Genomic DNA, 23125 nt, shown 5'->3' with positions numbered 1-23125 from the left:
AACTTAAAATCGCAATACAATCAGGCGCTTGCTTTCTCGGTTTTTTGGTTAATAATTAACCACCTGCCGCACCAATTGAGCCTTTAAATAAGTATGGTAAGAAATGTTTACTTTTACCTGCAAAATTTTTTGTGTTTCAAGGTAAGAAAATACTTTGAATTCACAGTTTTGGTGATTATGATGCGCGCCTCTATTTATGTAACTACAGGTCATTATTTAAGACTGAGATAGTGGCCCATGTGGGAGAAAAACAGACGTTGAACGCTAAACAACACGCAGGACAACCAGTTATTCGCTTAACTGGCATCAACAAAAGTTTCGATGGTAAGGAGATCATCGGCAATTTTAACCTTGATGTTAATCATGGTGAGTTTTTAACGATTTTGGGTCCATCAGGTTGTGGTAAGACAACGGTTTTAAGGATGATCGCGGGTTTTGAAACCGCAGATAATGGTCAGATCCTTTTAGATGGTCAGAATGTTACTCAGCTACCTGCAGAGCAAAGGCACGTCAATACTGTTTTTCAAAGCTATGCACTATTCCCTCATATGACCGTTTTCGAAAACGTTGCATTTGGTTTACGCATGCAAAAAGTGTCCGCTCAGGATATCGAACCTAGAGTGATGGAAGCATTACGCATGGTGCGGCTTGAAAAAATGGCACAACGCAAACCGCACCAGCTTTCTGGTGGTCAGCAGCAACGTATCGCTATCGCTCGCGCTGTTGTGAACAAGCCTAAAGTACTGTTGCTTGATGAGTCGCTCTCTGCTCTGGATTATAAACTGCGTAAACAGATGCAAATCGAACTTAAGCAATTGCAACGTCAATTAGGCATTACCTTCATATTCGTTACTCACGACCAAGAAGAAGCTCTCTCGATGTCAGACCGCATCATTGTTATGCGTGAAGGGGTTATTGAGCAAGATGGCTCTCCTCGTGAGATTTACGAAGAGCCTAAAAACCTGTTTGTCGCTCGTTTTATCGGTGAAATCAACGTGTTTAATGCAACGATGATTGAGCGTATTGATGAAAAACGCATTCGCGCTGAAATCGAAGGGGTTGAGTCGGTTGTTTATTATGATAAACAGGCTGATGCTGGCGATAAATTGCAAGTGCTGCTTCGCCCGGAAGATTTACGCATTGAAGAAATCAAAGAGTCTGAAGAAAAAGGTATCGTCGGACACGTTACCGAACGCACTTACAAAGGTATGACTCTGGACTCTGTGATTGAACTGGAATCCGGCATGCGTGTGATGGTTAGTGAGTTTTTCAATGAAGATGATCCTGATGTCGATCACTCTCTTGGTCAAAAAGTCGCTATCACTTGGGTTGAGAGCTGGGAGGTAGTGTTAAATGATGAGCACAAAGCTTAATCTGCAAAATGCCATTATCGCCCTCATTGTTGGTTGGTTAGGTTTATTTGTATTAGTGCCTAACTTGATGATCATTGGCACTAGTTTCTTAACTCGTGATGAAGCGAATCTCATTGAGATGACCTTCACCTTAGATAACTACTTGCGTTTGATGGACCCGCTGTACGTTAAAGTATTGTGGCATTCATTCTACATGGCGATTATTGCGACCCTAATTTGTTTGGTGATTGGTTATCCTTTTGCTTACATTGTCGCGAAAATGCCTGCGAAGTGGCGCCCTATTATGCTGTTTCTAGTGATAGTACCTTTTTGGACTAACTCACTTATTCGTACTTATGGCTTAAAAATTGTACTTGGAACACAAGGTATTCTGAATAAAGGCTTGTTAGCTCTAGATATTATCGATAAGCCCTTACGTCTGATGTATACCGAAACAGCAGTAATGATTGGCTTGGTCTACATTTTGTTGCCGTTTATGATTTTGCCGCTGTATTCCGCCATTGAGAAGCTTGATGATACTTACATCGAAGCTGCTCGAGATTTAGGGGCGAATAAACTACAAACACTGACAAAAGTCGTCTTGCCGTTAACCATGCCAGGTATTATTGGCGGCTGCTTATTGGTACTGCTCCCTGCTCTTGGGATGTTCTACATTGCTGACTTACTAGGCGGTGCCAAGAACTTGTTAATTGGTAACGTTATTAAGAGCCAAGTACTGAATGCACGTGATTGGCCATTTGGTGCTGCAACCAGTATAGCTCTGACGATTGCGATGGCTGTGATGCTCTATGCCTACTATCGCGCTGGCAAATTATTGAACAAGAAAGTGGAGCTAGACTAATGGGACGCACAGTTAGATTTAGCTTTATGACGTTGGTATATGCATTCTTGTATTTACCTATCATCGTCTTGATCGTGAACTCCTTTAATGCCAATAAATTTGGTATGAAATGGGGTGGATTTACAACGAAATGGTATGAGACGCTGGTCAATAACGACAGCTTAATGCAAGCGGCATGGCACTCACTGAATGTGGCTGTGTTTTCCGCAACGGCAGCAACCATTATTGGTAGCCTGACGGCTGTCGCCCTATTCCGTTATTCATTTAAAGGAAAAGGTCTTGTCAACGGTATGTTGTTTGTTGTGATGATGTCTCCGGACATCGTGATGGCGATTTCTCTGTTGGCGCTGTTTTTGGTGTTAGGTGCGCAACTGGGCTTTTTCACCTTGTTGATTGCTCACATTACGTTTTGCTTGCCATTTGTAGTGGTCACGGTATACAGCCGACTCAATGGCTTTGACGTAAAAATGCTGGAAGCGGCAAAAGATCTCGGAGCGAGTGAATGGGTAATTTTGAAGCAAATCATCTTGCCATTAGCAAAACCAGCAGTTGCTGCGGGATGGCTACTTAGCTTCACGTTGTCGCTTGATGACGTCATCATTAGCTCGTTCGTGACAGGTCCAACGTATGAAATCCTTCCATTGAAGATTTACTCGATGGTAAAAGTGGGAATTTCACCGGAGGTTAATGCCCTAGCAACTGTCATGTTAATCGTTTCTCTTGTGCTTGTTGTGACCTCACAATTACTGGCAAGGGAGAAAGTGGAGTAATTCACTATTAAACTCTAAGCATCCATGCTTAGGTTTACCACGAAACAGAATGGCAAAGTGCCATTCTGTTTTTCTATCTAGCGCCGCTATTACTAAGGCGGTGACGTTTGGTTTGGAGCTAACGTAAATGAAAAAATGGGCTACTTTATTAGCTGGTAGTGCATGTGCGCTTTCACTGTTCTCAGGTTCAGTTGCAGCGGACGAAAATAAAGAACTGGTATTTATGAACTGGGGGCCGTATATCAACAGCGACCTGCTGGAACAATTTACTAAGGAAACTGGCATCAAAGTTATTTATTCCACCTATGAATCGAATGAAACTTTGTATGCAAAGCTAAAAACACACAATCAAGGTTATGATTTGGTGGTTCCATCCACATACTTCGTCTCTAAGATGCGTGATGAAGGCATGCTTCAGAAAATCGACAAGTCGAAACTGAGCAACTTTAAGAATCTAGATAAAAACTATCTAGATAAACCTTACGATCCAAACAATGACTACTCTATCCCACACGTTGTTGCGATCACGGGCTTAGCCGTCAATACCGATATGTATGATCCAGAAGATTTTCAAAGCTGGGCTGACTTATGGAAGCCTGAGCTGGAAGGCCAAATCATGCTGATGGATGATACTCGTGAAGTGTTCCATATTGCTCTTCGTAAGTTGGGTTACTCAGGCAACACTACGGATGAAAAACAAATCGATGAAGCGTATGCAGAACTACGTAAGCTGATGCCAAATGTGCTGGTCTTTAACTCAGATAACCCTGGTGCACCTTACATGTCTGGCGAAGTCGGTGTTGGTATGCTTTGGAATGGCAGTGCTGCTGCAGCGCAAAAAGAAGGGCTACCAATTAAACTGGTTTTCCCTAAAGAAGGTGGCATCGGTTGGGTTGATAACTTTGCCATTTCATCAGGCGCTAAAAACGTAGAAGCGGCCCATAAGATGATCGATTTCTTACTGCGCCCAGAAATGGCTGAGCAGATTTCTCGTGACACGGGTTACCTCACCGCGGTTGCAGAATCCAATGCGAAATTCAAAGACGTTGCTCCACTGTTCCCTTCGCAGGAAGACCTAGACCGTGTGGAATGGCAGGCCGCTGTCGGTGATAAAACCGTGAAATATGAAGATTACTTCCTCAAGTTAAAAGCAGGCCAGTAAGCAAGCGAACTCAGATAAAATAGGCAGCAAAAGCTGCCTATTTTTCTTATTGGCTGATATAATTAACGGCTGTTACATTTATCTTCACGATAAAACTTTCATAACGGTTGCAGAGTGTTACTTGGATGTACGTCAGGAAATCTCTGCACACATAAAACGGAAAAGTAATGAAAAGTAAAATCTACGCAAGCGCACTTTGCGCAGCGACCCTAATCGCTTCTCCTGCAATGGCTGCTGATCAAGAACTCTATTTTTACAACTGGTCTGAATACATTCCAAATGAAGTTCTTGAAGACTTTACAAAAGAGACAGGAATTAAAGTTCGCTACTCTACGTATGAGTCTAACGAAAGCATGTATGCCAAGCTTAAGACTCAGGGTTCGGGCTATGATTTGGTAGTACCGTCTACCTACTTCGTATCTAAGATGCGCAAAGAAGGCATGCTTCAGCAAATCGACAAAGCGAAACTATCTCACTTCTCAGATTTAGACCCTAATTTTTTAAACAAACCTTTTGACCCGAACAACAACTACTCGATCCCTTATATCTGGGGTGCGACAGGCATTGGCATCAATGCTGACATGTTAGATAAGTCATCGGTCACGAAATGGGATGACTTTTGGGACAGTAAGTGGGAAGGTCAGCTCATGTTGATGGATGACTCACGTGAAGTGTTCCACATTGCGTTGACTAAGCTAGGCTACTCGCCAAACACAACAAACCCAGATGAAATTAAAGCGGCTTATGAAGAGTTGAAAAAACTAATGCCAAACGTATTAGTGTTCAATTCAGATTTCCCTGCCAACCCTTATTTAGCCGGTGAAGTTTCATTGGGTATGCTGTGGAATGGTTCTGCTTACATGGCACGCCAAGAAGGTGCATCAATTGACATTATCTGGCCTGAAAAAGGTACGGTATTTTGGATGGATAGCCTAGCAATCCCTTCTGGTGCAAAAAATGTTGAAGCGGCACATAAAATGATCGATTTCTTGCTTCGCCCTGAAAACGCAGCAAAAATTGCATTAGAAATCGGCTACCCAACACCAGTGAAAACAGCGCATGACCTATTACCTAAAGAGTTTGCGAATGATCCGATGATCTTCCCTCCTCAGAAAGTAATGGACAGTGGTGTTTGGCAAGATGAAGTTGGTGAAGCGAGCGTGCTTTACGACGAGTACTTCCAGAAATTGAAAGTGGATAACTAAGTAATTCCATTTACACTTAATAAAGCGGCTTATGCCGCTTTATTTGTTTTCACGTTGATTAGGATAGAATGTACAGACTTACCCTTTTATTCGTTTCCCTTCTAATTGCAGTATCATTTGCGATGCTACTGCTCAGCTATTATGTCGACATAGACTCTCAATATGATCTGTTGTTTGAGACCAATACCCTACTTCTGGTTTGTTATCTAAGCTTTGTGTCTCGTGAGGCATTAAAAAACAATCGGACAATACGTCTTGGCGTCACGTTGCTCATCATTAACAGCGCCTACGAAGTCATTACGGAAATTACTTACTTTAACTTGATTGCAAATGACTACCCAATGATCGATTCCATCATGGAAGATGGGTTGCTACAGCTTTCATTTCTGCTGATTGCATTTGGTATCACCAATACGGTTAAGCGTATACAAGAACGCGCGAATATTGATGAACTAACGGGGTTATACAATCGTAAGAAGCTCAGAGCAATCACCCTCAATGAATTCGACTTAATCTATATCGATTTAGATGGGTTGAAGCATATAAATGACACGAAGGGGCATTTGGCTGGGGATTTGTTGATCGTTCGTTTTGCGCAAGTGCTGACAAATAATATCAACCGACGAGAGCAAGCATTTCGTCTCGGTGGTGATGAGTTTGCTATCACCGTTCAGCCGGGACGTTCTGTTGAATTTATCTGTAGTATACAAGAAGAGCTTTTCAGCGAAAAAATTCGGTTTAGCTATGGTATTGAACGTACAACGCGCGATAACTTGAATGCCGCTCTTGAGAAAACGGACCAAGCGATGTATGAAATGAAACACTCTCAACGTCAGCGTTGAGAGTGTTGTAATGAATTAGGCTTGTTTTTGCGAAGGAGATTGGAGTGCGAGAATATCTTCTACCAACTTTGGTACTTCAATGCTTGCTCTCCCGTATCGTTTTTCTTCAAACTCACTTTCTACCGCACTTGGTTCAAGGTTCAGTTCAATGGTATGGGCACCGTGCATTTTCGCATCGTGAACAAACCCTGCGGCAGGATATACAACGCCAGAGGTGCCAATAGAGATAAATAAATCGGCTTCTTCTAACGCTGCGTAGATATCACCCATACGAAGTGGCATTTCTCCAAACCAAACGACATGAGGCCGCATTTGCGAGGGTATTTGGCAACAATGGCATAGGTCACCCGTATTAATGTCCCCCGTTTCCTCAATAACTTGATTGGACTCACTGCATCTAGACTTTAGTAGTTCCCCATGCATGTGGATGACATTGTTGCTGCCTCCTCTTTCATGAAGGTTGTCGATGTTCTGAGTAATGATGGTCACTTTCCCATCAAGTTCTTGTTCCAGCTTCCCAAGCGCGATATGAGCAGCATTTGGTTTAATCGATTGTTCCTGTAGTTTTTGTCTTCTCAAGTTGTAAAATTCTTGTACAAGATCTGGGTTACGATTGAAACCTTCTGGTGTTGCGACATCTTCAATTCGGTGGTTCTCCCATAAACCATCTTGTGCTCGAAATGTCTGAATGCCAGACTCAGCAGAGATCCCCGCTCCGGTTAAGATGACAATATTTTGGTAAGGGAAATTCATACGACGTCCTTGTGGTTTGCTTATCTTCAAAGTTTAGCATCTTGGAGATAACAACAGTAGCAGTATGGGTTTAGACGTTGGTCGCATAAGGCGATGAGAAAACAGCTTATACAAACCAAATGTTCTTATAAAACTTCTTCGACGCTATATAGACGTATGTAGGATAAATAAAAAGCCCCAGAGGTTTTCTGGGGCTTGGTGTTTTATAAGTTTGGTCCGGTTGAAGGATTGTGAGGTTGGTTATTTCTCAATTGCTGCATGCCTTGGAACATACGGATAAACCAGACGATAATGGCCAAAACTGCAAATATCATACCTATGTACGGAATCACATAGGCAACAGTATCAATCAAAGAACTATGTAACCAATAATCGCTCACACCAACTAGCACGCCATTTGATGTTGCAACTGTTACGATCAACACAACAAAGAACGTTAAGTAAAGGAAAAAGGTACGAATTAACCCATAGTAATGAGAGTCAATAATGTCTCCATCTTCACCTTTATCCAACCGATAGCCCGCATAGATGATGGCAATAACACCTGAAATCAGAAACGTAAACGGTGTTAAGCAACTTAAGATATACGCTACCCAAATCCCATTATGAGGTTTGTTCATTTGTATGCGCTCCTTTGACTGCTTGATTATCGGTTTCTGGGCCTTTTGCTTTCATCTCTTCGTACCAAAGATCGTGGTGCTCTTTTGCCCACGTCTCATCGACTTCACCAGTGACCATCCCCTCAAGTGCACCTTCCATACCGAACAGACCGATATAGATGTGGAAAATGAAACCACAAATTAGGATCAGTGCAGACAGCATGTGTAGCAGGTTCGATAGCTCCATATCTCGACGCGTTTGGCCAAAGATTGGGAAATCAAGAACCAAGCCACTAATAGCCGCAACAGCGCCAAAAGCAATCAACAGCCAGTAGATCGCTTTTTCACCACCATTGGAGAAACCTGCTGAAGGATGTGTTCCTTTATGTTTACCAACCATGCCGCCCATTTTCATAAACCAACGTACATCAGTCATTGTCGGGATAGACTTACGCCACCACTTAAGCAGCACAAGGATTAGCAATACAAAGAACAGCGGGCCCATGTAATTATGGTATTGCTTCGCTAGCATCACAACAAAGCCCCAAAATTCAGTTGGTACGTAAGGCTTTAAGAAGTGTTTGCCGTAAACAAGCATTAAGCCGCTAAAAGCTAGCGTTAGGAAGGTAAACGCCATGCTCCAGTGAAGCGCCCTGTCCATACGAGACCAACGCTTCAGCTTTTTGCCCGTTCTTGGCTTACTTAGCATCAGTGGGCCAACAAAAATGTATGCCAGTGCCACCATAGTAATACTGCCAAAAATAGCAACGGCACCTGCTGGCGACATCCATTTTTCTTTTAGTATGTACCACGTTTCTCCAGGAGTACTGATTAGCACACCATGCTCAGGAAACTGAGACGTAGTGTAACCTTCTTGCCCCTCTTTTACCTGACGCCAGAAATCCGCACCAGCTAATTGAGTCATTTCTTGCTGCGCGGACTGGGAGCTATTCTCTTGTGCGGAAGCTGGAAGCGAAACCGCAAGAAGCAATGCTGTCACTAAGGACAGCATTGCAAGAGAAGCACGTTTAAACACATTTAACATGACTTTCTCCACGATTAACTTTTCGTCGCATCGTAAGACAGGTCTTCACCATCAGTCCAACCTGCCCCTTTCGCACCACGCTCTACAACACGTTGACGGAAAATGTCGGAGACTTTTTCTGCATCACCGGCAAGCAATGCTTTGGTTGAACACAATGACGCACACATCGGTAGTTTGCCTTCAGCAATACGGTTTGCGCCGTACTTCTTACGCTCGTCTTCAGAGCCAGCTTCTGTCTCAGGACCGCCAGCACAAAAAGTACATTTGTCCATCTTGCCACGCTCGCCAAAAGCGGCTTGCTTAGGAAACTGAGGCGCCCCAAATGGACACGCAAATAAGCAATATCCGCAACCGATACAAAGATCTTTATTGTGCAGTACAATGCCATCTTCTGTGTGTTCAAAACAGTCCGCAGGACACACTGCCATACAAGGAGCATCAGTACAGTGCATACAAGCTACTGAGATTGAGTTTTCACCCGGCTCGCCATCGTTGAGTGTTACAACACGACGGCGCTGAATACCCCATTCAAGCGCATCGTCGTTTTCGTTTTTACATGCAGTGACACAACCATTACATTCGATGCAGCGTTTGGTGTCACAAAGGAATTTCATTCTAGCCATTTCGGGACTCCTTACGCTTTGCGAATGTTACATAGGGTGACTTTAGTTTCCTGCATTTGTGTCACAGGGTCGTAACCGTAAGTCGTTGCAATGTTGGCAGATTCACCAATCACGTATGGGTCCGTGCCTTCTGGGTATTTATCGCGCAACTCTTCACCTTGGAATTTGCCGCCAAAGTGGAAAGGAATAAATGCCAGACCCGGTTTCACGCGGCGAGTGACCATCGCTTTGACATGAATACGGCCTTTTTCAGCGCCTTCAACCCAAACCATATCACCATCTTTGAAACCAAGATCGTTGGCATCTTTCGGGTTCACTTCTACGAACATCTCTTGTTGTAGCTCAGCAAGCCATGGGTTTGAGCGAGTTTCCTCACCACCACCTTCGTATTCAACCAATCGACCGGATGTCAGGATAATTGGGTACTCACCTGACTTATCTTGATCCTGAATTGATTTGTACATGGTCGGTAGACGGTAAATAGATTCGCTATCGTCCCAAGTTGGGTAATCTGCAACGAGGTCACGACGCGGTGTGTATAGAGGTTCACGGTGCAGTGGAACGCGGTCTGGGAATGTCCAAACAACAGCACGCGCTTTCGCATTACCAAAAGGAATACAACCGTGTGCAATGGCAACACGCTGGATACCACCAGACACATCGGTCTTCCAGTTCTTACCTTCTGCTGCTTGTTTTTCTTCTGCTGTTAAGTCGTCCCACCAACCAAGGTGTTTCAACAGTTTATCGCTGAATTCTGGGTAACCGTCTTCCAGTTCACACCCTTCTGAATAACTGTCTTCAGCAAGAAGGTTCTTCCCTTCGTATTCCACACCAAAACGCGCACGGAAGTTACCGCCACCTTCAGCAACAGGTTTAGATGTGTCGTAAAGGATATGAGTACCAGGGTGTTTCATCTCTGGCGTGCCCCAACATGGCCACGGCAAACCGTAGGTCTCACCATGAGCTGGGCCACCTTCGGCTTCAAGTGACGTCTTGTGGAAGGTATGCCAGTTTTGTTGGTGATCTTTCAAACGTTCTGGGCTTTGGCCAGTGTAACCAATGGTCCACATTCCTTTATTGAACTCACGTGTGATGTCTTCAATATGTGGTTGGTTATTTTCAACTTTCACGTTCTTGAACAGTTGGTCTGCGAAACCGAGTTTCTTGGTCAGAAGATACATGATCTCGTGATCTGGTTTCGACTCGAATAATGGTTGAACAACTTGATCACGCCATTGAATGGAACGGTTAGAAGCTGTCACACTGCCGTATGTTTCAAACTGAGTGGTTGCAGGAAGCAGATAAACGCCATCGGTACGGTCATTCATCACTGCAGCCACGGTAGGATATGGATCGACGATCACCATCATATCCAGCTTTTGCATCGCTTTTTTCATTTCTACGCCACGAGTCTGCGAGTTAACCGCATGACCCCAGTAGAACATAGCGCGAATATTGTCGTTTTGTTCGATGTTGTCTTTGTTTTCAAGCACACCATCGACCCAACGCGATACTGGAATACCCATGTTGTTCATTGGCAATTTGCCACGATATTTGTTTTGGTCGAATCGGTTTTTCACCCAGTCATAATCTAGATCCCAAACACCAGACCAATGTTTCCACGCCCCTTCAGAAAGACCATAGTAGCCCGGAAGTGTGTGAGACAATACGCCAAGGTCCGTTGCACCTTGTACATTATCGTGACCACGGAAGATGTTTGCACCGCCGCCTGATTTACCCATGTTGCCAAGCGCAAGTTCAAGAACACAGTACGCACGTGTGTTGTTGTTACCCGTTGTATGTTGAGTACCACCCATACACCAAACAACGCAGCCCGGACGGTTCTCAGAAAGCAGTTTTGCCGTTTGATAAACGTCGGCTTCACTTACGCCAGTAACTCGTTCGACTTCTGCGGGTGTCCATTTAGCTACTTCAGCGCGAATTTCATCCATACCGAATACACGTTGGCGGATGAACTCTTTATCTTCCCAGTTATTTTTAAATACGTGCCATAGGATGCCCCAGATGAAAGCAACATCAGAGCCTGGACGCAGAGAAACATAATGATCTGATTTAGCCGCGGTACGAGTACGGCGTGGATCTGCAACAACGATTTTACAGCTATTTTTCTCTTTAGCGATCAAGATATGCTGCATGGCAACTGGGTGTGCTTCTGCTGGGTTAGAACCGATGAATAAGATCGATTTACAGTTATGCATATCATTGAATGAGTTTGTCATCGCACCATAGCCCCAAGTGTTTGCAACACCAGCTACCGTGGTTGAGTGACAAATACGAGCTTGGTGGTCAACGTTATTTGTTCCCCATAACGATGCCATTTTACGGAACATGTACGCTTGTTCGTTGTTGTGCTTTGCACTACCCAACCAGTAAACAGAATCTGGCCCAGATTCCTTACGAATATCTAGGACTTTGTTTCCGATCTCTTCAATGGCTTGATCCCAGCTCAGTTTCTTCCACTTACCGTTTTCAAGCTTCATTGGATATTTTAGACGGCGTTCACCATGACCATGTTCACGTAATGCCGCGCCTTTGGCACAGTGGCCACCAGCATTAAATGGGTGATCAAATGCAGGCTCTTGACCAGTCCAAACCCCGTTTTGGACCTCAGCATAGATACCACAACCTACTGAACAGTGAGAACAGATCGTTCTTTTTACTTCTGTCTTAGCTTGAGGATCAACAGATTTAGCTTCTGCCTTTTTGATCATTCCCGGCGTAAACAAGCATGCCCCAGCAAAGGCACCACCAGCAGCAAGCGAGCTGTTCTTCATAAATGCGCGACGCGAGACTCCTAACTGGTTCTGCTCTTTGCTCACCGTATCGGAGCGTTTCATTAGTTTCATGGTTCGCTCCTTATAGAGTGTCGTAGTAATCGCGAATGTGTTGAGTTTCGCGGTAACCTGTCTTCTTTACGTCTTTTTCAACAGAAACAGTTTCTGAAGCGGATGCCACTTTTGTTGTTCCAGCGACAACGGCACCAGCAACTGCGGCCGTAGCTAAGCCTTTCAGGATATCCCTGCGGCTGTTGTTTATATCTTTATTATCTTTCATCGTTGCTTCCTTACCTTTTAAGGTAGTGTTTGGAGGCTAAAGCCTCTCTTATCGACGTGTTCGCTATTCCGATTGCTCGTATTCGGTTACGTTTTTCACATCAATTTTCAAAGTTGATTTACTGCTTTTCGTATTTTCGCTAAAACGGACTTGCTCTTGAGCCATAAATGCCGTCAGAAGCTCAGCTACCGCTTTATAAAACACTGCATTTTCTGCTTGTTGGATTTGGTTACTTAATGATCCAAACCAAGGGGCAATGTGTTTGTTGAAGAAGCTTTGTTGATGTGATGCATCTTCGGTGCTTAACAGCGCCATCACTTCACACAAAGCCGAGATGTGATCTTCCGGCTCTTTGACATTCTCTTCACGTTCAAAACCAAGCATAGATAGGTCGGTACGAAGTTCTGCCAATGGCTTTTCCATTAATGAACCCGTGCGATGCCATGATGCAAAAGGTACAACCTCCCCACGGCCAACACCGATAAACAGTGCATGAAACTCATCGTCGAGCGCTTCTCCATCTGTCGAATCCGCCGCATGTTTCACCTTTTGCCACGCCAGTTGCATCTCACTCGCTGACGACTCAACTTCAATATTGGCAAGAAAACTCAACAATTCTGTTGATGGAACCTGACGGAATAACGACGACAGCATTAAATAGATTTGGGCGCGTAAGGTTTGATCTTGTTGTGTATCCACGCGTAGCTCCTAGTATTTCAACTGTTGAAGTGGGTTTTCGGCCATCGATTCAAACATGTCGACAACTCGGCAGTCTTCACACATCGCAATACGATTGATGGCGGCTTGATCAGTAAAATGAGAGTGACCGCGTAACTTGTTTTGGAGCATATCTATCATCGATTGCGGTGCAAATGGTTTATGACAGCGAATGCATTCTGCGGCTTTTTCTTCATGGATAGTGATTGCCGATTGACGAGTTGCGCTGTCCCAATTCATGCGAGGTGTCAGAGAAAGTGCTTGTTCTGGACAAGCCTTTTCACACAATCCACATTGAACGCAGTCTTGTTCAATAAACTTAAGTGAAGGTATCACTCCGTCGGTGTGAAGCGCGCGTGTTGGGCATACAGCAACACAGCTCATGCATAACGTACAATCTTTACTGCTGCAGTTAATGCTTCCAAAAGGGGCATTTACTGGCATTGAAACGATGTTATCGACAGGAATTCGAGATTTGGCTAATGCATCTAGCGCCGTGAACAGACGTTGACGTTTAGTGCCTTGCAACTCACCTAAAGCGAGATCGAACGACTCTGTGCACAAGGTCGGAGGACCTTCTCTTAAGGACTCCAAGTAAAGTACATCAATGCACTCTTTAGTGATGCCCAATTGTGACAATAGCTCTTGAGCGGTTGCCACTTCATTATTCAATATTCTTTGAATCGTCTCAGGCATGTAACGGCTGGCTGCAAAAAGCACTTGCGTAGCACCATTAACTAAAGCTGCAAACCAAGTGTCTGGCCCAACAGATGGTAGCTCTTCAACCACAACCGGAATGACGTTGTCTGGTAGTGCTTTCAGTGCCATAACATTGTAGGTTTCATGGCGAGCACTACAGATCAGAACAATAGGATCCTGACCTCCCGCTTTTTCATAATTCGCGAGTGTGCGCTCAATGAACTTTTGCGTTTCTTGTGGGTTGGGCAAAGCGTAATGTATTGCTTCTGTTGGACACGTAGTCGCACAGGTCCCCACCCCTTGGCATAAATACGGATTTATCTCGATTCGATGACCGGTTTTGTCACTACCTTCACTTGAAAGTGCACCAGCGGGACAGGCATCAACACAGCGTTCACAACCTTTAACTCCGCGAGAACTGTGTGCACAGAGTTCGGTGTTCAAACGAAAGAACTTTGGTTTATCAAAGGTTCCCATTAGGGTTGGAATTTCTTCAAGTGCTTCAGCAAGCTTTGGATAACCTCGCCCAACTGGGTAGTAGCCTGGGACAGGAACTTCTTCGGTCATACAACTGCTGAGGCAAAGATCGAGCACCACATCAAAACAGTCATGGTTGATGGCTACTTTTGCAAGATTAGTTGTCACGCCTTGGTTTTCAGTCAAAACTTCGAAGGTACCGAGAAAACCAGAAACCTGAACACGACTCGCGAAATAAAGCTCTTTATGTTGGCCTTTCTCACCATCAGTAGACAGTAAAGTGATGCTGTTCATTTGCTCAAGTTGCTGGGCTGCGCTTTCGATAATTGCAGTTGGACCAATAATGAGTGTATTTCCACCACTTTCGTAACTTACTGTCGGCGGGATCAAATTAGTCAGTTCAACCGTATTTTCAAACGCATATAACCGCGCTTTACCGTTACTAGACTCTGATTGTTGTAGTAATTGTTTTAGCATTGCTCTGTTCCATGTCGAACTCGAACGATAGAATTGGCTTTTACATAGCAAATGCCGTGCCTGATTTTTTTGATTATTAAATCAATAAGTTAAGATTAATTTGTCTAGTTCTGATACAGAAAAAAGCCGTATGCGACATTTTGTCGCATACGGCTTATTGATGATTCGGTCAAAATGTACCTATTCTTTGTGTGGTATATTTTGTCCCACATTAATTTCTGATTCTGCTGTATCAGAAAGATGGTTTTCTTCAATGCAGTCGTCCGGCTGAGCTTTCAGTTCAGGCGATTTGTCTTCCTCATTTACTTGCGGCTCCTGCTCAGACTGATCGTTTACCCATTCTCTGAGTTTTTCGGCGACATCACTTGATAGACTCTTGACGGCTTTATAGTCATGATCGTAGTCATTAAGCGCATCCACTTCGGAAAATTCACCACTTAAAAACAATTTACGTAAAGCTGCCTTCTTTACGGCCGTTTCTGCTCCAGCTGCTAATAAAGAACTTACGCTGACGACATCGTCTTCTGACTCTTGCTTAGCATCGGTTATGTCCGCATGCGCCTCTGCAACCGGTTCAACAACGGGCTCTTGTGAAGGCTCAATTTGCTCTTCTTCCGCTTGATCCGTTTGCTGAAGTTTTCTTTGAGACCAACGGCTTAAAAAATTAGTTGCCACTCGAACGCCCCGCCCCGCGACGCTTCTTACGTCGCTGTTCTAATAACTCCCCATGACGCCCGATAAACGCCTCCATCCATGCCTGTATTGGTAATGGCATGTCATTGGATAATACGAGATAGTCTCCATCCATATATTGAGCAGCAACGCTTTGCGAAGCGGTTAATGACACAATTTTAGGTACACTGTCTGTGTCCATATTATCTAGGATCAGGAATAGTTTGGGCTGTTGGGAACTTAAATTAAAGCGATAATCCGTACGCTCATCTTTATGAAGTTCAAGCGACGTAACAGATTCTGATACCATTTCTGGTTTGAGGTTAAACCCTTTTAGTTGCCACTGACTGGTTAACCAAATGCCGGTAGAAATTTCGTGCTCGACTAACTCACACTCAATATCCCAAACCGTTTCGTTCTTTTCTAATTGTTTTGTTATTGGCGCTTCACTTGACATAACTCACCTAACTCTTCATTTGTTGCTGACGTTTATAAGCAATTACTGTACCTTCTTGTGAAAAGTCTCAGTAAGCCATACCTTCCTCAGAATCGAAACCACGGCAAAAGTTCAATCGAATTTAAGTAGAGTGTTTAATTTAAGATACTGTGCGAATCAGGAATGGTAATTGCTTTGATCATGTTTCACCTCTAAGAAAATAATAAATAGGATTCCCCGTGGCGAAACCAAAAATTCTCAAAACCAGTGAAAATCCACTTCAAACCATCGAAGTGGAAGTCTTCGATGAATACGGAGAAAAGCTGACTAAACAAATCGCTTGCGAGCGCCCTCTTACAGTCATGCTTAATTGGAAGGAAGTGGTAACGCTAATGACGTTGGGGTCGCGACCAGAATCGTTAGTTTTAGGTTACTTAAAAAACCAGAGCTTTCTATCGGATCCTGAGGCTCTTGAATCTGTCATCATCGACTGGGAAACGCACACTGCCGCTGTTATCACTCAAGAAAATACGGAGCACCTAGAAGGTGCGCTGAAAAAGAAAACGGTCACTTCTGGCTGTGGTCAGGGCACCATGTACGGGAATGTGATGAAGCAACTCGAGAACTATCAGGTGCCTCAAGTTCCGCTCAAACAGTCAGAAATCTATGCCGCATTGGAAGCTCTGACCCATTATAACGACACGTACAAGAAAGCTGGAGCAGTTCATGGCTGCGCGGTGTGCCAAGGTGATCAAGTACTTTCATTTGTTGAAGATGTTGGTCGTCACAATGCCGTAGATACGTTAGCGGGAGAAATGTGGTTAAACGGTGAATCTGGTGAAGATAAGATCTTCTATACTACGGGTCGTTTAACGTCAGAAATGGTGATTAAAGTGGCTCAGATGGGAATTCCAGTGCTACTTTCTCGTTCTGGTGTAACTCAAATGGGATTAGATCTAGCTCAAAAATTTGGCATAACGACGATCGCTCGTGCAAAAGGTCTGCGTTTTCAGATCTTTACCGGAGCAGATAAAGTTGAATTTGATGTTAAAGGGCATTTAAAAGAAGAATAATCTCTCTGTATAACTTGAAAAGCCCCTCTCTAGTGCTATTAGTTTTATAACTGCTGTAATAAAAATGTAACAAAGTACTAAAAAGCAGTCATTACAACGTTCATTGCTAGGGAGGTGTTTAATGACACCATCACCAAAAGAGTCTCGGCTATCATTTGCGCTAACTATTCGCGCGAAACTCACGCTAATCACATTAATGCTGTTGGTAGGAATCGGATGCTATGCCGCATTTCAACAGGTTAGCTTTAACACACTCAATCGTCTCGATATCGCCGCAACAGAAAACCTGTTGAGTGAAGTCGATCTCCTTACACTGCGGCGCCATGAAAAAGACTTCTTAGCACGCAAAGACGCCAAATATGTTGAGCGGTTTGATAAAACCTCAGAGCAACTTCTGGTTCGAGTGTCACAGCTCAATACACTAGTAAGTGAATTTGATCCATCTATTGGGCAGCAAGTCGATCAAGTCATCCAAACCGTGAAAGATTATCAAATCCAATTTCATCAATTGGTCAGTTCTGTTAATCAAATTGGTCAGAGCGGCCAGTCGGGTTTAACACAAGATCTCGAGCTGACACGTGAGTCATTAAGAGAACAAGTCTCTTACCTCAATGATAGTGATTTAACCAAAGCCCTCTTCTCTCTTTACACATATGACAACCTCTATCTTGCTACCCCAAGTGAGAGCGCCTTTCTTGACGTACAAAATGCACTGAGAACCTTGCTGTTAATCTCTGAATCCTATCCACTCGTTGATTCTGCAGTACAAAATTATCAGCAGGCGATTACGAAACTGGCTGACGCCAAAACAACCTTTGGTTTAACACCACAACAAGGGCTGCGTGGTGCGCTTCGCAATAATGTTCATCAAACTGAAGAAATCATCCATATCTTACAGCAAGACATAGAAGCATTGATTAATTCCAAAACAACCAGTGTGAAGCAACAGCTCTATGCGTTTGGAGCGTGCATCGCACTCCTAGTTTCACTGCTGTTGATCTTAATTGGGCGAAATATCGCTAACCGCATCGGCGCAATCAATATGCTGATGGACAAAATTGCCAGAGGTGAAGGCGATCTAACGGTACGGATGAATGCTAAAGGCAACGATGAACTGGTACAACTCTCTAATTCGTTTGATCTCTTCATTAGTTCGCTACACGGCAATATTAAAGATCTGGCTAAGGTGATGAACGTACTCAGCGAAAACTCATGCAGTTCTGAAAAAGCGGCCATGCAAAGCATGAAGAATGCAGAACAGCAAAAAATGGAATCGGAATCTGTAGCAACAGCCGTGAACGAGTTGGTTATGACCAGTAACGAGATCACCGCCAATATTGAGCATGCTGCGGAAAATGCAAAACGGGTAAAACTAGAAGCAGAACGTGGGCGTACATTAACTCATGAAGCAGGGCAAAGTATTCAAACACTAACGAGCAATATTGAAAGTTCACAAGAGCTTGTCTCTGAATTAGAAACATGCAGTCGTGATATTCATTCAGTGATCACCTCCATCCAAGGCATTGCTGAACAGACTAACCTACTGGCATTGAACGCGGCGATCGAGGCAGCTCGAGCTGGCGATAATGGTCGAGGTTTTGCAGTTGTTGCTGATGAAGTACGTCAGTTGTCTTTGATGACGAATACATCAACTCATGAAATTGAGACCACTATTAACGGCCTTACGACAGGTGTTCAAAAAACGGTGTCACTGATGCAAAGCAGTCTTGAGCAGGCTCATCACTCTAACGAGCAAACAGAGAATGTAGTTGGAGCGATAGATAAGATTGTTGATCAAATATCTGAAATGTTTGATATGAATGCGCAAATAGCAACCGCGTCTGAAGAACAATCAATGGTGTCTGCAGAAATAGACAGAAATATTACTCAGATAGCGGAGTTAGCGGGCGATACGCATCAAATTGTAACTGGTTCGGTGAGGTGTAGTGAACAAGTATCTGACGTGAGCCACAAGCTTGAAGCAATTGTGGCTCAGTTTAAATATTAGAAGAGTGGGCTGATTAACCTTCTATACCGCGTGAACGTAGGAACTCTGAGTATGTGCCTTTGAAATCATGGATCTTACCATCTTTTATTTCGAGGATACGTGTAGCAAGTGAGTCTACAAATACACGGTCGTGTGATACGAAGAACAACGTACCTTTGTATTGCTCAAGTGCCGTGTTTAAAGATTCGATCGACTCCATGTCCATGTGGTTAGTTGGTTCATCCATTAGCAGCATGTTTGGCTTGTGCATCATTAGCTTACCAAGCAGCATACGACCTTGCTCACCACCAGACAGAACTTTCACGGATTTCTTAATGTCGTCTTGACCAAACAGCATACGACCTAAGAAGCTGCGAACCACTTGCTCATCATCACCTTCTTGACGCCATTGCCCCATCCAATCTGTTAGATTCATATCTTCTTCAAATTCATGAGCGTGGTCTTGCGCGTAGTAACCGATGTTTGCGTTCTCAGACCATTTGAATTCACCGGTACGTGGTTCTAGTACACCAGCAAGTGTGTTTAGTAGGGTTGTCTTACCCACCCCGTTCTCACCGATGATGGCGACGCGCTCACCCACTTCAAAAATTGCATTGAAGTTTGCAAACAGGTCTTCTTCAAAACCTTGACTTAGGTTTTCTACAGTTAGAGCGTTACGGAATAGCTCTTTAGATTGTTCAAAACGAATGAATGGGTTTTGGCGACTAGACGCTTTAACTTCGTCGAGTTTGATTTTGTCGATTTGCTTAGCACGAGATGTTGCTTGTTTTGCTTTCGAGGCGTTTGCAGAGAAACGCGCAACGAACGTTTGAAGTTCCGCGATCTGTGCTTTCTTCTTCGCGTTGTCATTCAGTAGACGCTCACGAGCTTGAGAAGCCGCTGTCATGTATTCATCGTAGTTACCTGGGTAAACACGCAGCTCACCGTAGTCCAAGTCAGCCATGTGGGTACATACTGAGTTCAGGAAGTGGCGGTCGTGCGAAATGATGATCATTGTGCAGTTACGTGCGTTTAGCGTGTCTTCCAACCAACGAATAGTGTCCATATCCAAGTTGTTGGTCGGTTCGTCAAGAAGCATAACGTCTGGGTCTGCGAATAGAACCTGCGCTAGAAGCACACGAAGTTTCCAACCCGGTGCAACCTCACTCATCAAGCCGAAGTGTTGCTCCATTGGAATACCCACAGCAAGAAGAAGCTCACCCGCTTTCGCTTCTGCCATGTAACCGTCCATTTCCGCGAACTGCACTTCTAGGTCAGCTACCTTCATACCATCTTCTTCGCTCATTTCAGCAAGTGAGTAGATGCGGTCACGCTCTTGCTTCACTTCCCATAGCTCTTTATGACCCATGATAACGGTATCGATGACAGTGAATTCTTCGTACGCAAACTGGTCCTGATTTAGCTTAGCAACGCGCTCGTTTGGATCGTAGCTTACGTTACCGCTTGTTTGTTCAAGTTCACCGCTCAGGATTTTCATAAAGGTTGATTTACCACAACCGTTAGCCCCGATTAAGCCATAGCGGTTACCTTCGCCAAACTTAACTGAGATGTTTTCAAATAGCGGCTTAGCGCCAAATTGTTGAGTAATATTCGCTGTGGAAATCAAAACCTTTACCTTAGCAATTCAAGTTTATTAGGAAAAACCGCGCAACGTTACTGGCTATGCACGTTAACTGCAAGTGTTGTTTTTATTTATTCGCATCTTCCGCCTTGTTCAAGTGGAAGATTTCGCAATTGAGCAACGGGAGTTAACCATACTTTTCTTGAATATTGTTATTGATAAGCAATACAATTTAATCATGACACTTCACTGACACTTGGATCAAAACTGAGATTAAAGTGTTTCGTCCTTAAAATGGTCATGCTGAACTCGATTTCAGATTCAAACCGACTAAACTCACTCTAACCTACTAAGTTAAAAGAGAATTTTATGCGTTTTGCATTGCGCTTATTGTTATTGACTGGTGTTTTATTGTCTGGCTTTGCTCAGGCAGAATGGAAGTATGAATTCACACCAACACCACAAGTCGATGCAGTGGCAGAAGAAATTGCCTCCGAAATAAATAAAATCCCAGAGCCACTGTTTATGACAGAGCGGGATCACCGAAAAATTCGACAGCTACTGACTGCGGTGATCAATGAGCAGAAAAAGCAGACGACGGTATTTAAGGCACACTTAGAAAAATACCGTGAATCAAATGTAGAAAATGACTGGTTTGAAACAGAGAGTAGCTACTTAACGCTAAATAGTTTGGGCCAGAGCAAACAGCATTTGCTTGAACTTGCCGAGCAACCCGTTCGAGATAAACTGACCGGTTTTGGCCCCTATGGGGTTACGCAGTTTAAGCAAGAATGGAATCAAACCAAACTCAATGCTCAATACCTATTGCACTTTCAGCTGCGTAGCTTCCGTGCATTAATTAATGACATCTTGATCTCGCCGATTCCTGTGGTTTGGGCTGCTCTTAAAGTGTTGTTTATCTACTTTGGCTTGGCTTGGTGGCTTGCAAACAGTAAACGCCTTATTGAAGTTTTTCGCCAAACGCAGTTAGAAAGTAAAACGAATCCACCTTTATGGGTTCGCTTAGTTTGGTATTTCAGCCGAGCACATCGCGCCATCGCATTCTTAATTGCAATTACGTTGTCGCTACGCGTGTTATCAAACATCCCTAGCTTGCAGCATCTTATTTACTTGGAGATCTTTACTTGGTGGGTATTGGGTGGCTCGATTGCAATCAGCTTCCTTCTTGAGTTTGCGCACCGAAACAGTAGAACCTCTTCAGAGGAAGTGATTGCGCTTCGCCTTGCGACCATTCGTCGATATGTATGGAGTGCTATCGTCGCTGGTGTGATTTTGCAAATATCAATGCGCACACTTGGTAAGACAACCATTTATTACTGGATCTACAATGCGTTGTATTTCTGGTTTGTTTTGGTCACGCTATCTGTGCTTAAGCTATGGCGTAAGAAAGTCTTTGATACGGCAATGAAGATCACCGATCGTCCAGTTTGGGTCAATTGGGCAATTGCCAAAAAAGACACTTTCCTCCTCAACTTACCAGCGACAGCACTAGCAATAGTTTGGCTCACTGTTCACAGTTTTAAGCACCAAATTGTTGCCCTACTGTCGAATTACGCGCTCTTTAGTCAGGCACTGGCGTACCTATTCCGAATTGAGGTTGCGAAACAAACCAGCATCAACAACGGCCAAAATCACCTAGTGCGTGTTCGGGGTGACGATGCTTTTCAGTACGTGTTACCGGGTACTAAAGAAAGCACGCTTGTTGATTATGCAAGTGATGAAATACAGCAATTGTCTAAGTATTTGATGACAGACAGCCCAGCTATTTGTGTGGTTTCAGGTGAACGTGGTGTGGGGACAACTACCCTACTGCACACACTACTTAGTAAGGTGCGAAACGCAAAACCTCTTTACCTTAATTGTCAACATGGCGGTTATGGCGAGCTGCTGGCTGAATTGGCATCTCAACTTGGCTTGAGCGAAGAATCGAGTGAGATTCAAATTCTGGCTCACCTAAGAAAAAGTGAGACCTCTTACTTAATGGCAGTCGACAATGCTCAGCGTTTAGTAAAACCGATGGTGGGTGGTTTGTCTGATTTGATTCGTTTGACCAATTTATTGCGTCGCTCTAAGAAAAATCATCGTGTGGTGATTGCAATCGAGAAAGCGAGTTGGCGTTTTATCGACCGTGCTCGTGGTGAAAGATTGCTATTCGATCTCGTGAGCTTTTTACCTCGTTGGAATGAAAAACTTATCCGTGAACTGCTTGATAGTCGTATTAACCAAAACGAAGAACATAGAATTTCATTTGATGGTTTAGTGGTTCCAAAGCAATGGGATCATGAAGACATCACAGAAGAAGAACGCGCTAAGCAAGGCTTCTACCGAATTCTTTGGCATTATTCTGATGGTAACCCAACCGTTGCACTGCGTTTTTTCCGCCTCTCGTTACGTCGAGATAAAGAAGCACAACAAGTTTATGTTCGCTTGTTTCATGCACCAGAATCTCAAGAGCTTGAAAAAATGCCAAAACCGATGCTTGCGGTCTTACGTTCAATCGTTCAACTCGAAATTGCGTCGCCAGAAGAACTGTCTGAATGCACACAGTTAAGTATTGCAGAAGTAATTGGTACCCTACGCTACTTCCAAAGCCGCGGTTACATCGAATGGAGTGAAGATAAGGCACGAGTCAGTGATCACTGGTTCCGCCACATTACAAATGTTCTAGATCGTCAGCATTTATTGGTGAAGTAAAG

Annotated in this window: 20 protein-coding genes; 9 read left to right on the top strand and 11 right to left on the bottom strand. The window is 43.9% G+C overall.

The features are described 5' to 3' along the window. The first annotated feature begins 239 nt into the window (after positions 1 to 239). The 6 genes from potA to ACQEXS_RS14930 all read left to right on the top strand — a co-directional run bounded on the left by potA (position 240) and on the right by ACQEXS_RS14930 (position 6193). Positions 240 to 1373, top strand: a complete 1134-nt coding sequence (gene potA, locus ACQEXS_RS14955; protein ID WP_427011191.1) for a spermidine/putrescine ABC transporter ATP-binding protein PotA — start codon at positions 240 to 242, stop codon at positions 1371 to 1373. Beyond that, entirely contained in the window at positions 1357 to 2214 is an 858-nt protein-coding gene (gene potB / locus ACQEXS_RS14950) for a spermidine/putrescine ABC transporter permease PotB (protein WP_367989174.1), read from the top strand. Before potA ends, potB begins: the two co-directional genes overlap by 17 nt. Beyond that, entirely contained in the window at positions 2214 to 2984 is a 771-nt protein-coding gene (gene potC, locus ACQEXS_RS14945) for a spermidine/putrescine ABC transporter permease PotC (RefSeq protein WP_367986414.1), read from the top strand. Before potB ends, potC begins: the two co-directional genes overlap by 1 nt. Before the next feature lie 127 nt (positions 2985 to 3111). Next, complete coding sequence (locus ACQEXS_RS14940) at positions 3112 to 4146, top strand: extracellular solute-binding protein (protein ID WP_427014371.1); 1035 nt, start codon at positions 3112 to 3114, stop codon at positions 4144 to 4146. A 167-nt stretch (positions 4147 to 4313) separates the two neighbouring features. Next, entirely contained in the window at positions 4314 to 5351 is a 1038-nt protein-coding gene (locus ACQEXS_RS14935) for an extracellular solute-binding protein (protein WP_367986412.1), read from the top strand. Positions 5352 to 5419: 68 nt separating this feature from the next. After that, a complete protein-coding gene (locus ACQEXS_RS14930) occupies positions 5420 to 6193 on the top strand; it encodes a GGDEF domain-containing protein (RefSeq protein WP_427014370.1) in 774 nt (257 codons plus the stop codon). A gap of 15 nt (positions 6194 to 6208) precedes the next feature. Here ACQEXS_RS14930 and cobB read toward each other — a convergent pair whose 3' ends face one another. The 10 genes from cobB to ACQEXS_RS14880 all read right to left on the bottom strand — a co-directional run bounded on the left by cobB (position 6209) and on the right by ACQEXS_RS14880 (position 15787). Next, a complete protein-coding gene (cobB, locus tag ACQEXS_RS14925) occupies positions 6209 to 6946 on the bottom strand; it encodes a Sir2 family NAD+-dependent deacetylase (protein ID WP_427011194.1) in 738 nt (245 codons plus the stop codon). Between the two features lie 203 nt (positions 6947 to 7149). Further along, entirely contained in the window at positions 7150 to 7566 is a 417-nt protein-coding gene (locus ACQEXS_RS14920) for a hypothetical protein (protein WP_427014369.1), read from the bottom strand. After that, positions 7550 to 8590: a formate dehydrogenase subunit gamma gene (locus ACQEXS_RS14915; protein ID WP_427014368.1), complete on the bottom strand. Its 1041-nt coding sequence runs from the start codon at positions 8588 to 8590 to the stop codon at positions 7550 to 7552. Before ACQEXS_RS14915 ends, ACQEXS_RS14920 begins: the two co-directional genes overlap by 17 nt. 14 nt (positions 8591 to 8604) lie before the next feature. Further along, on the bottom strand, positions 8605 to 9213 hold the full coding sequence (gene fdh3B, locus ACQEXS_RS14910) for a formate dehydrogenase FDH3 subunit beta (protein WP_367986406.1): 609 nt from the start codon (positions 9211 to 9213) through the stop codon (positions 8605 to 8607). 11 nt (positions 9214 to 9224) lie between these two features. Continuing rightward, the gene (locus tag ACQEXS_RS14905) at positions 9225 to 12080 is read right to left on the bottom strand and encodes a formate dehydrogenase subunit alpha (RefSeq protein WP_427014367.1); all 2856 of its coding nucleotides are present in this window, start codon (positions 12078 to 12080) and stop codon (positions 9225 to 9227) included. Positions 12081 to 12090: 10 nt separating this feature from the next. Further along, positions 12091 to 12288 (bottom strand): twin-arginine translocation signal domain-containing protein, encoded by a 198-nt coding sequence (locus ACQEXS_RS14900; protein WP_367989121.1) that lies wholly within the window; start codon positions 12286 to 12288, stop codon positions 12091 to 12093. Positions 12289 to 12351: 63 nt separating this feature from the next. Then, positions 12352 to 12987: a TorD/DmsD family molecular chaperone gene (locus ACQEXS_RS14895; protein ID WP_427014366.1), complete on the bottom strand. Its 636-nt coding sequence runs from the start codon at positions 12985 to 12987 to the stop codon at positions 12352 to 12354. 9 nt (positions 12988 to 12996) lie between these two features. Beyond that, on the bottom strand, positions 12997 to 14658 hold the full coding sequence (locus ACQEXS_RS14890; protein ID WP_427014365.1) for a 4Fe-4S dicluster domain-containing protein: 1662 nt from the start codon (positions 14656 to 14658) through the stop codon (positions 12997 to 12999). A gap of 180 nt (positions 14659 to 14838) precedes the next feature. Further along, positions 14839 to 15333, bottom strand: a complete 495-nt coding sequence (locus ACQEXS_RS14885; protein ID WP_427014364.1) for a DUF3306 domain-containing protein — start codon at positions 15331 to 15333, stop codon at positions 14839 to 14841. Further along, positions 15323 to 15787: a DUF3305 domain-containing protein gene (locus ACQEXS_RS14880; RefSeq protein ID WP_427014363.1), complete on the bottom strand. Its 465-nt coding sequence runs from the start codon at positions 15785 to 15787 to the stop codon at positions 15323 to 15325. Before ACQEXS_RS14880 ends, ACQEXS_RS14885 begins: the two co-directional genes overlap by 11 nt. A gap of 218 nt (positions 15788 to 16005) precedes the next feature. On the opposite strand from ACQEXS_RS14880, the gene fdhD reads away from it, so the two are divergent. Further along, positions 16006 to 16839: a formate dehydrogenase accessory sulfurtransferase FdhD gene (gene fdhD, locus ACQEXS_RS14875; protein ID WP_367989116.1), complete on the top strand. Its 834-nt coding sequence runs from the start codon at positions 16006 to 16008 to the stop codon at positions 16837 to 16839. Positions 16840 to 16960: 121 nt separating this feature from the next. Next, positions 16961 to 18847 (top strand): methyl-accepting chemotaxis protein, encoded by a 1887-nt coding sequence (locus tag ACQEXS_RS14870; protein ID WP_427014362.1) that lies wholly within the window; start codon positions 16961 to 16963, stop codon positions 18845 to 18847. Between the two features lie 13 nt (positions 18848 to 18860). Here the strand turns inward: ACQEXS_RS14870 and ACQEXS_RS14865 are convergent, their stop codons facing one another. After that, positions 18861 to 20453 carry an ABC-F family ATPase gene (locus ACQEXS_RS14865; protein WP_367989114.1) on the bottom strand — a complete coding sequence of 531 codons (1593 nt, stop codon included), beginning with the start codon at positions 20451 to 20453 and terminating at the stop codon, positions 18861 to 18863. Between the two features lie 324 nt (positions 20454 to 20777). Between ACQEXS_RS14865 and ACQEXS_RS14860 the strand changes: the two genes are divergently transcribed. After that, positions 20778 to 23123 carry an AAA family ATPase gene (locus ACQEXS_RS14860; protein ID WP_427014361.1) on the top strand — a complete coding sequence of 782 codons (2346 nt, stop codon included), beginning with the start codon at positions 20778 to 20780 and terminating at the stop codon, positions 23121 to 23123. Positions 23124 to 23125 lie beyond the last annotated feature (2 nt).

The organism is Vibrio sp. TRT 17S01 (assembly GCF_050113695.1).
Classification (GTDB): domain Bacteria; phylum Pseudomonadota; class Gammaproteobacteria; order Enterobacterales; family Vibrionaceae; genus Vibrio.
This window is presented reverse-complemented; position numbering and strand designations above follow the sequence as displayed.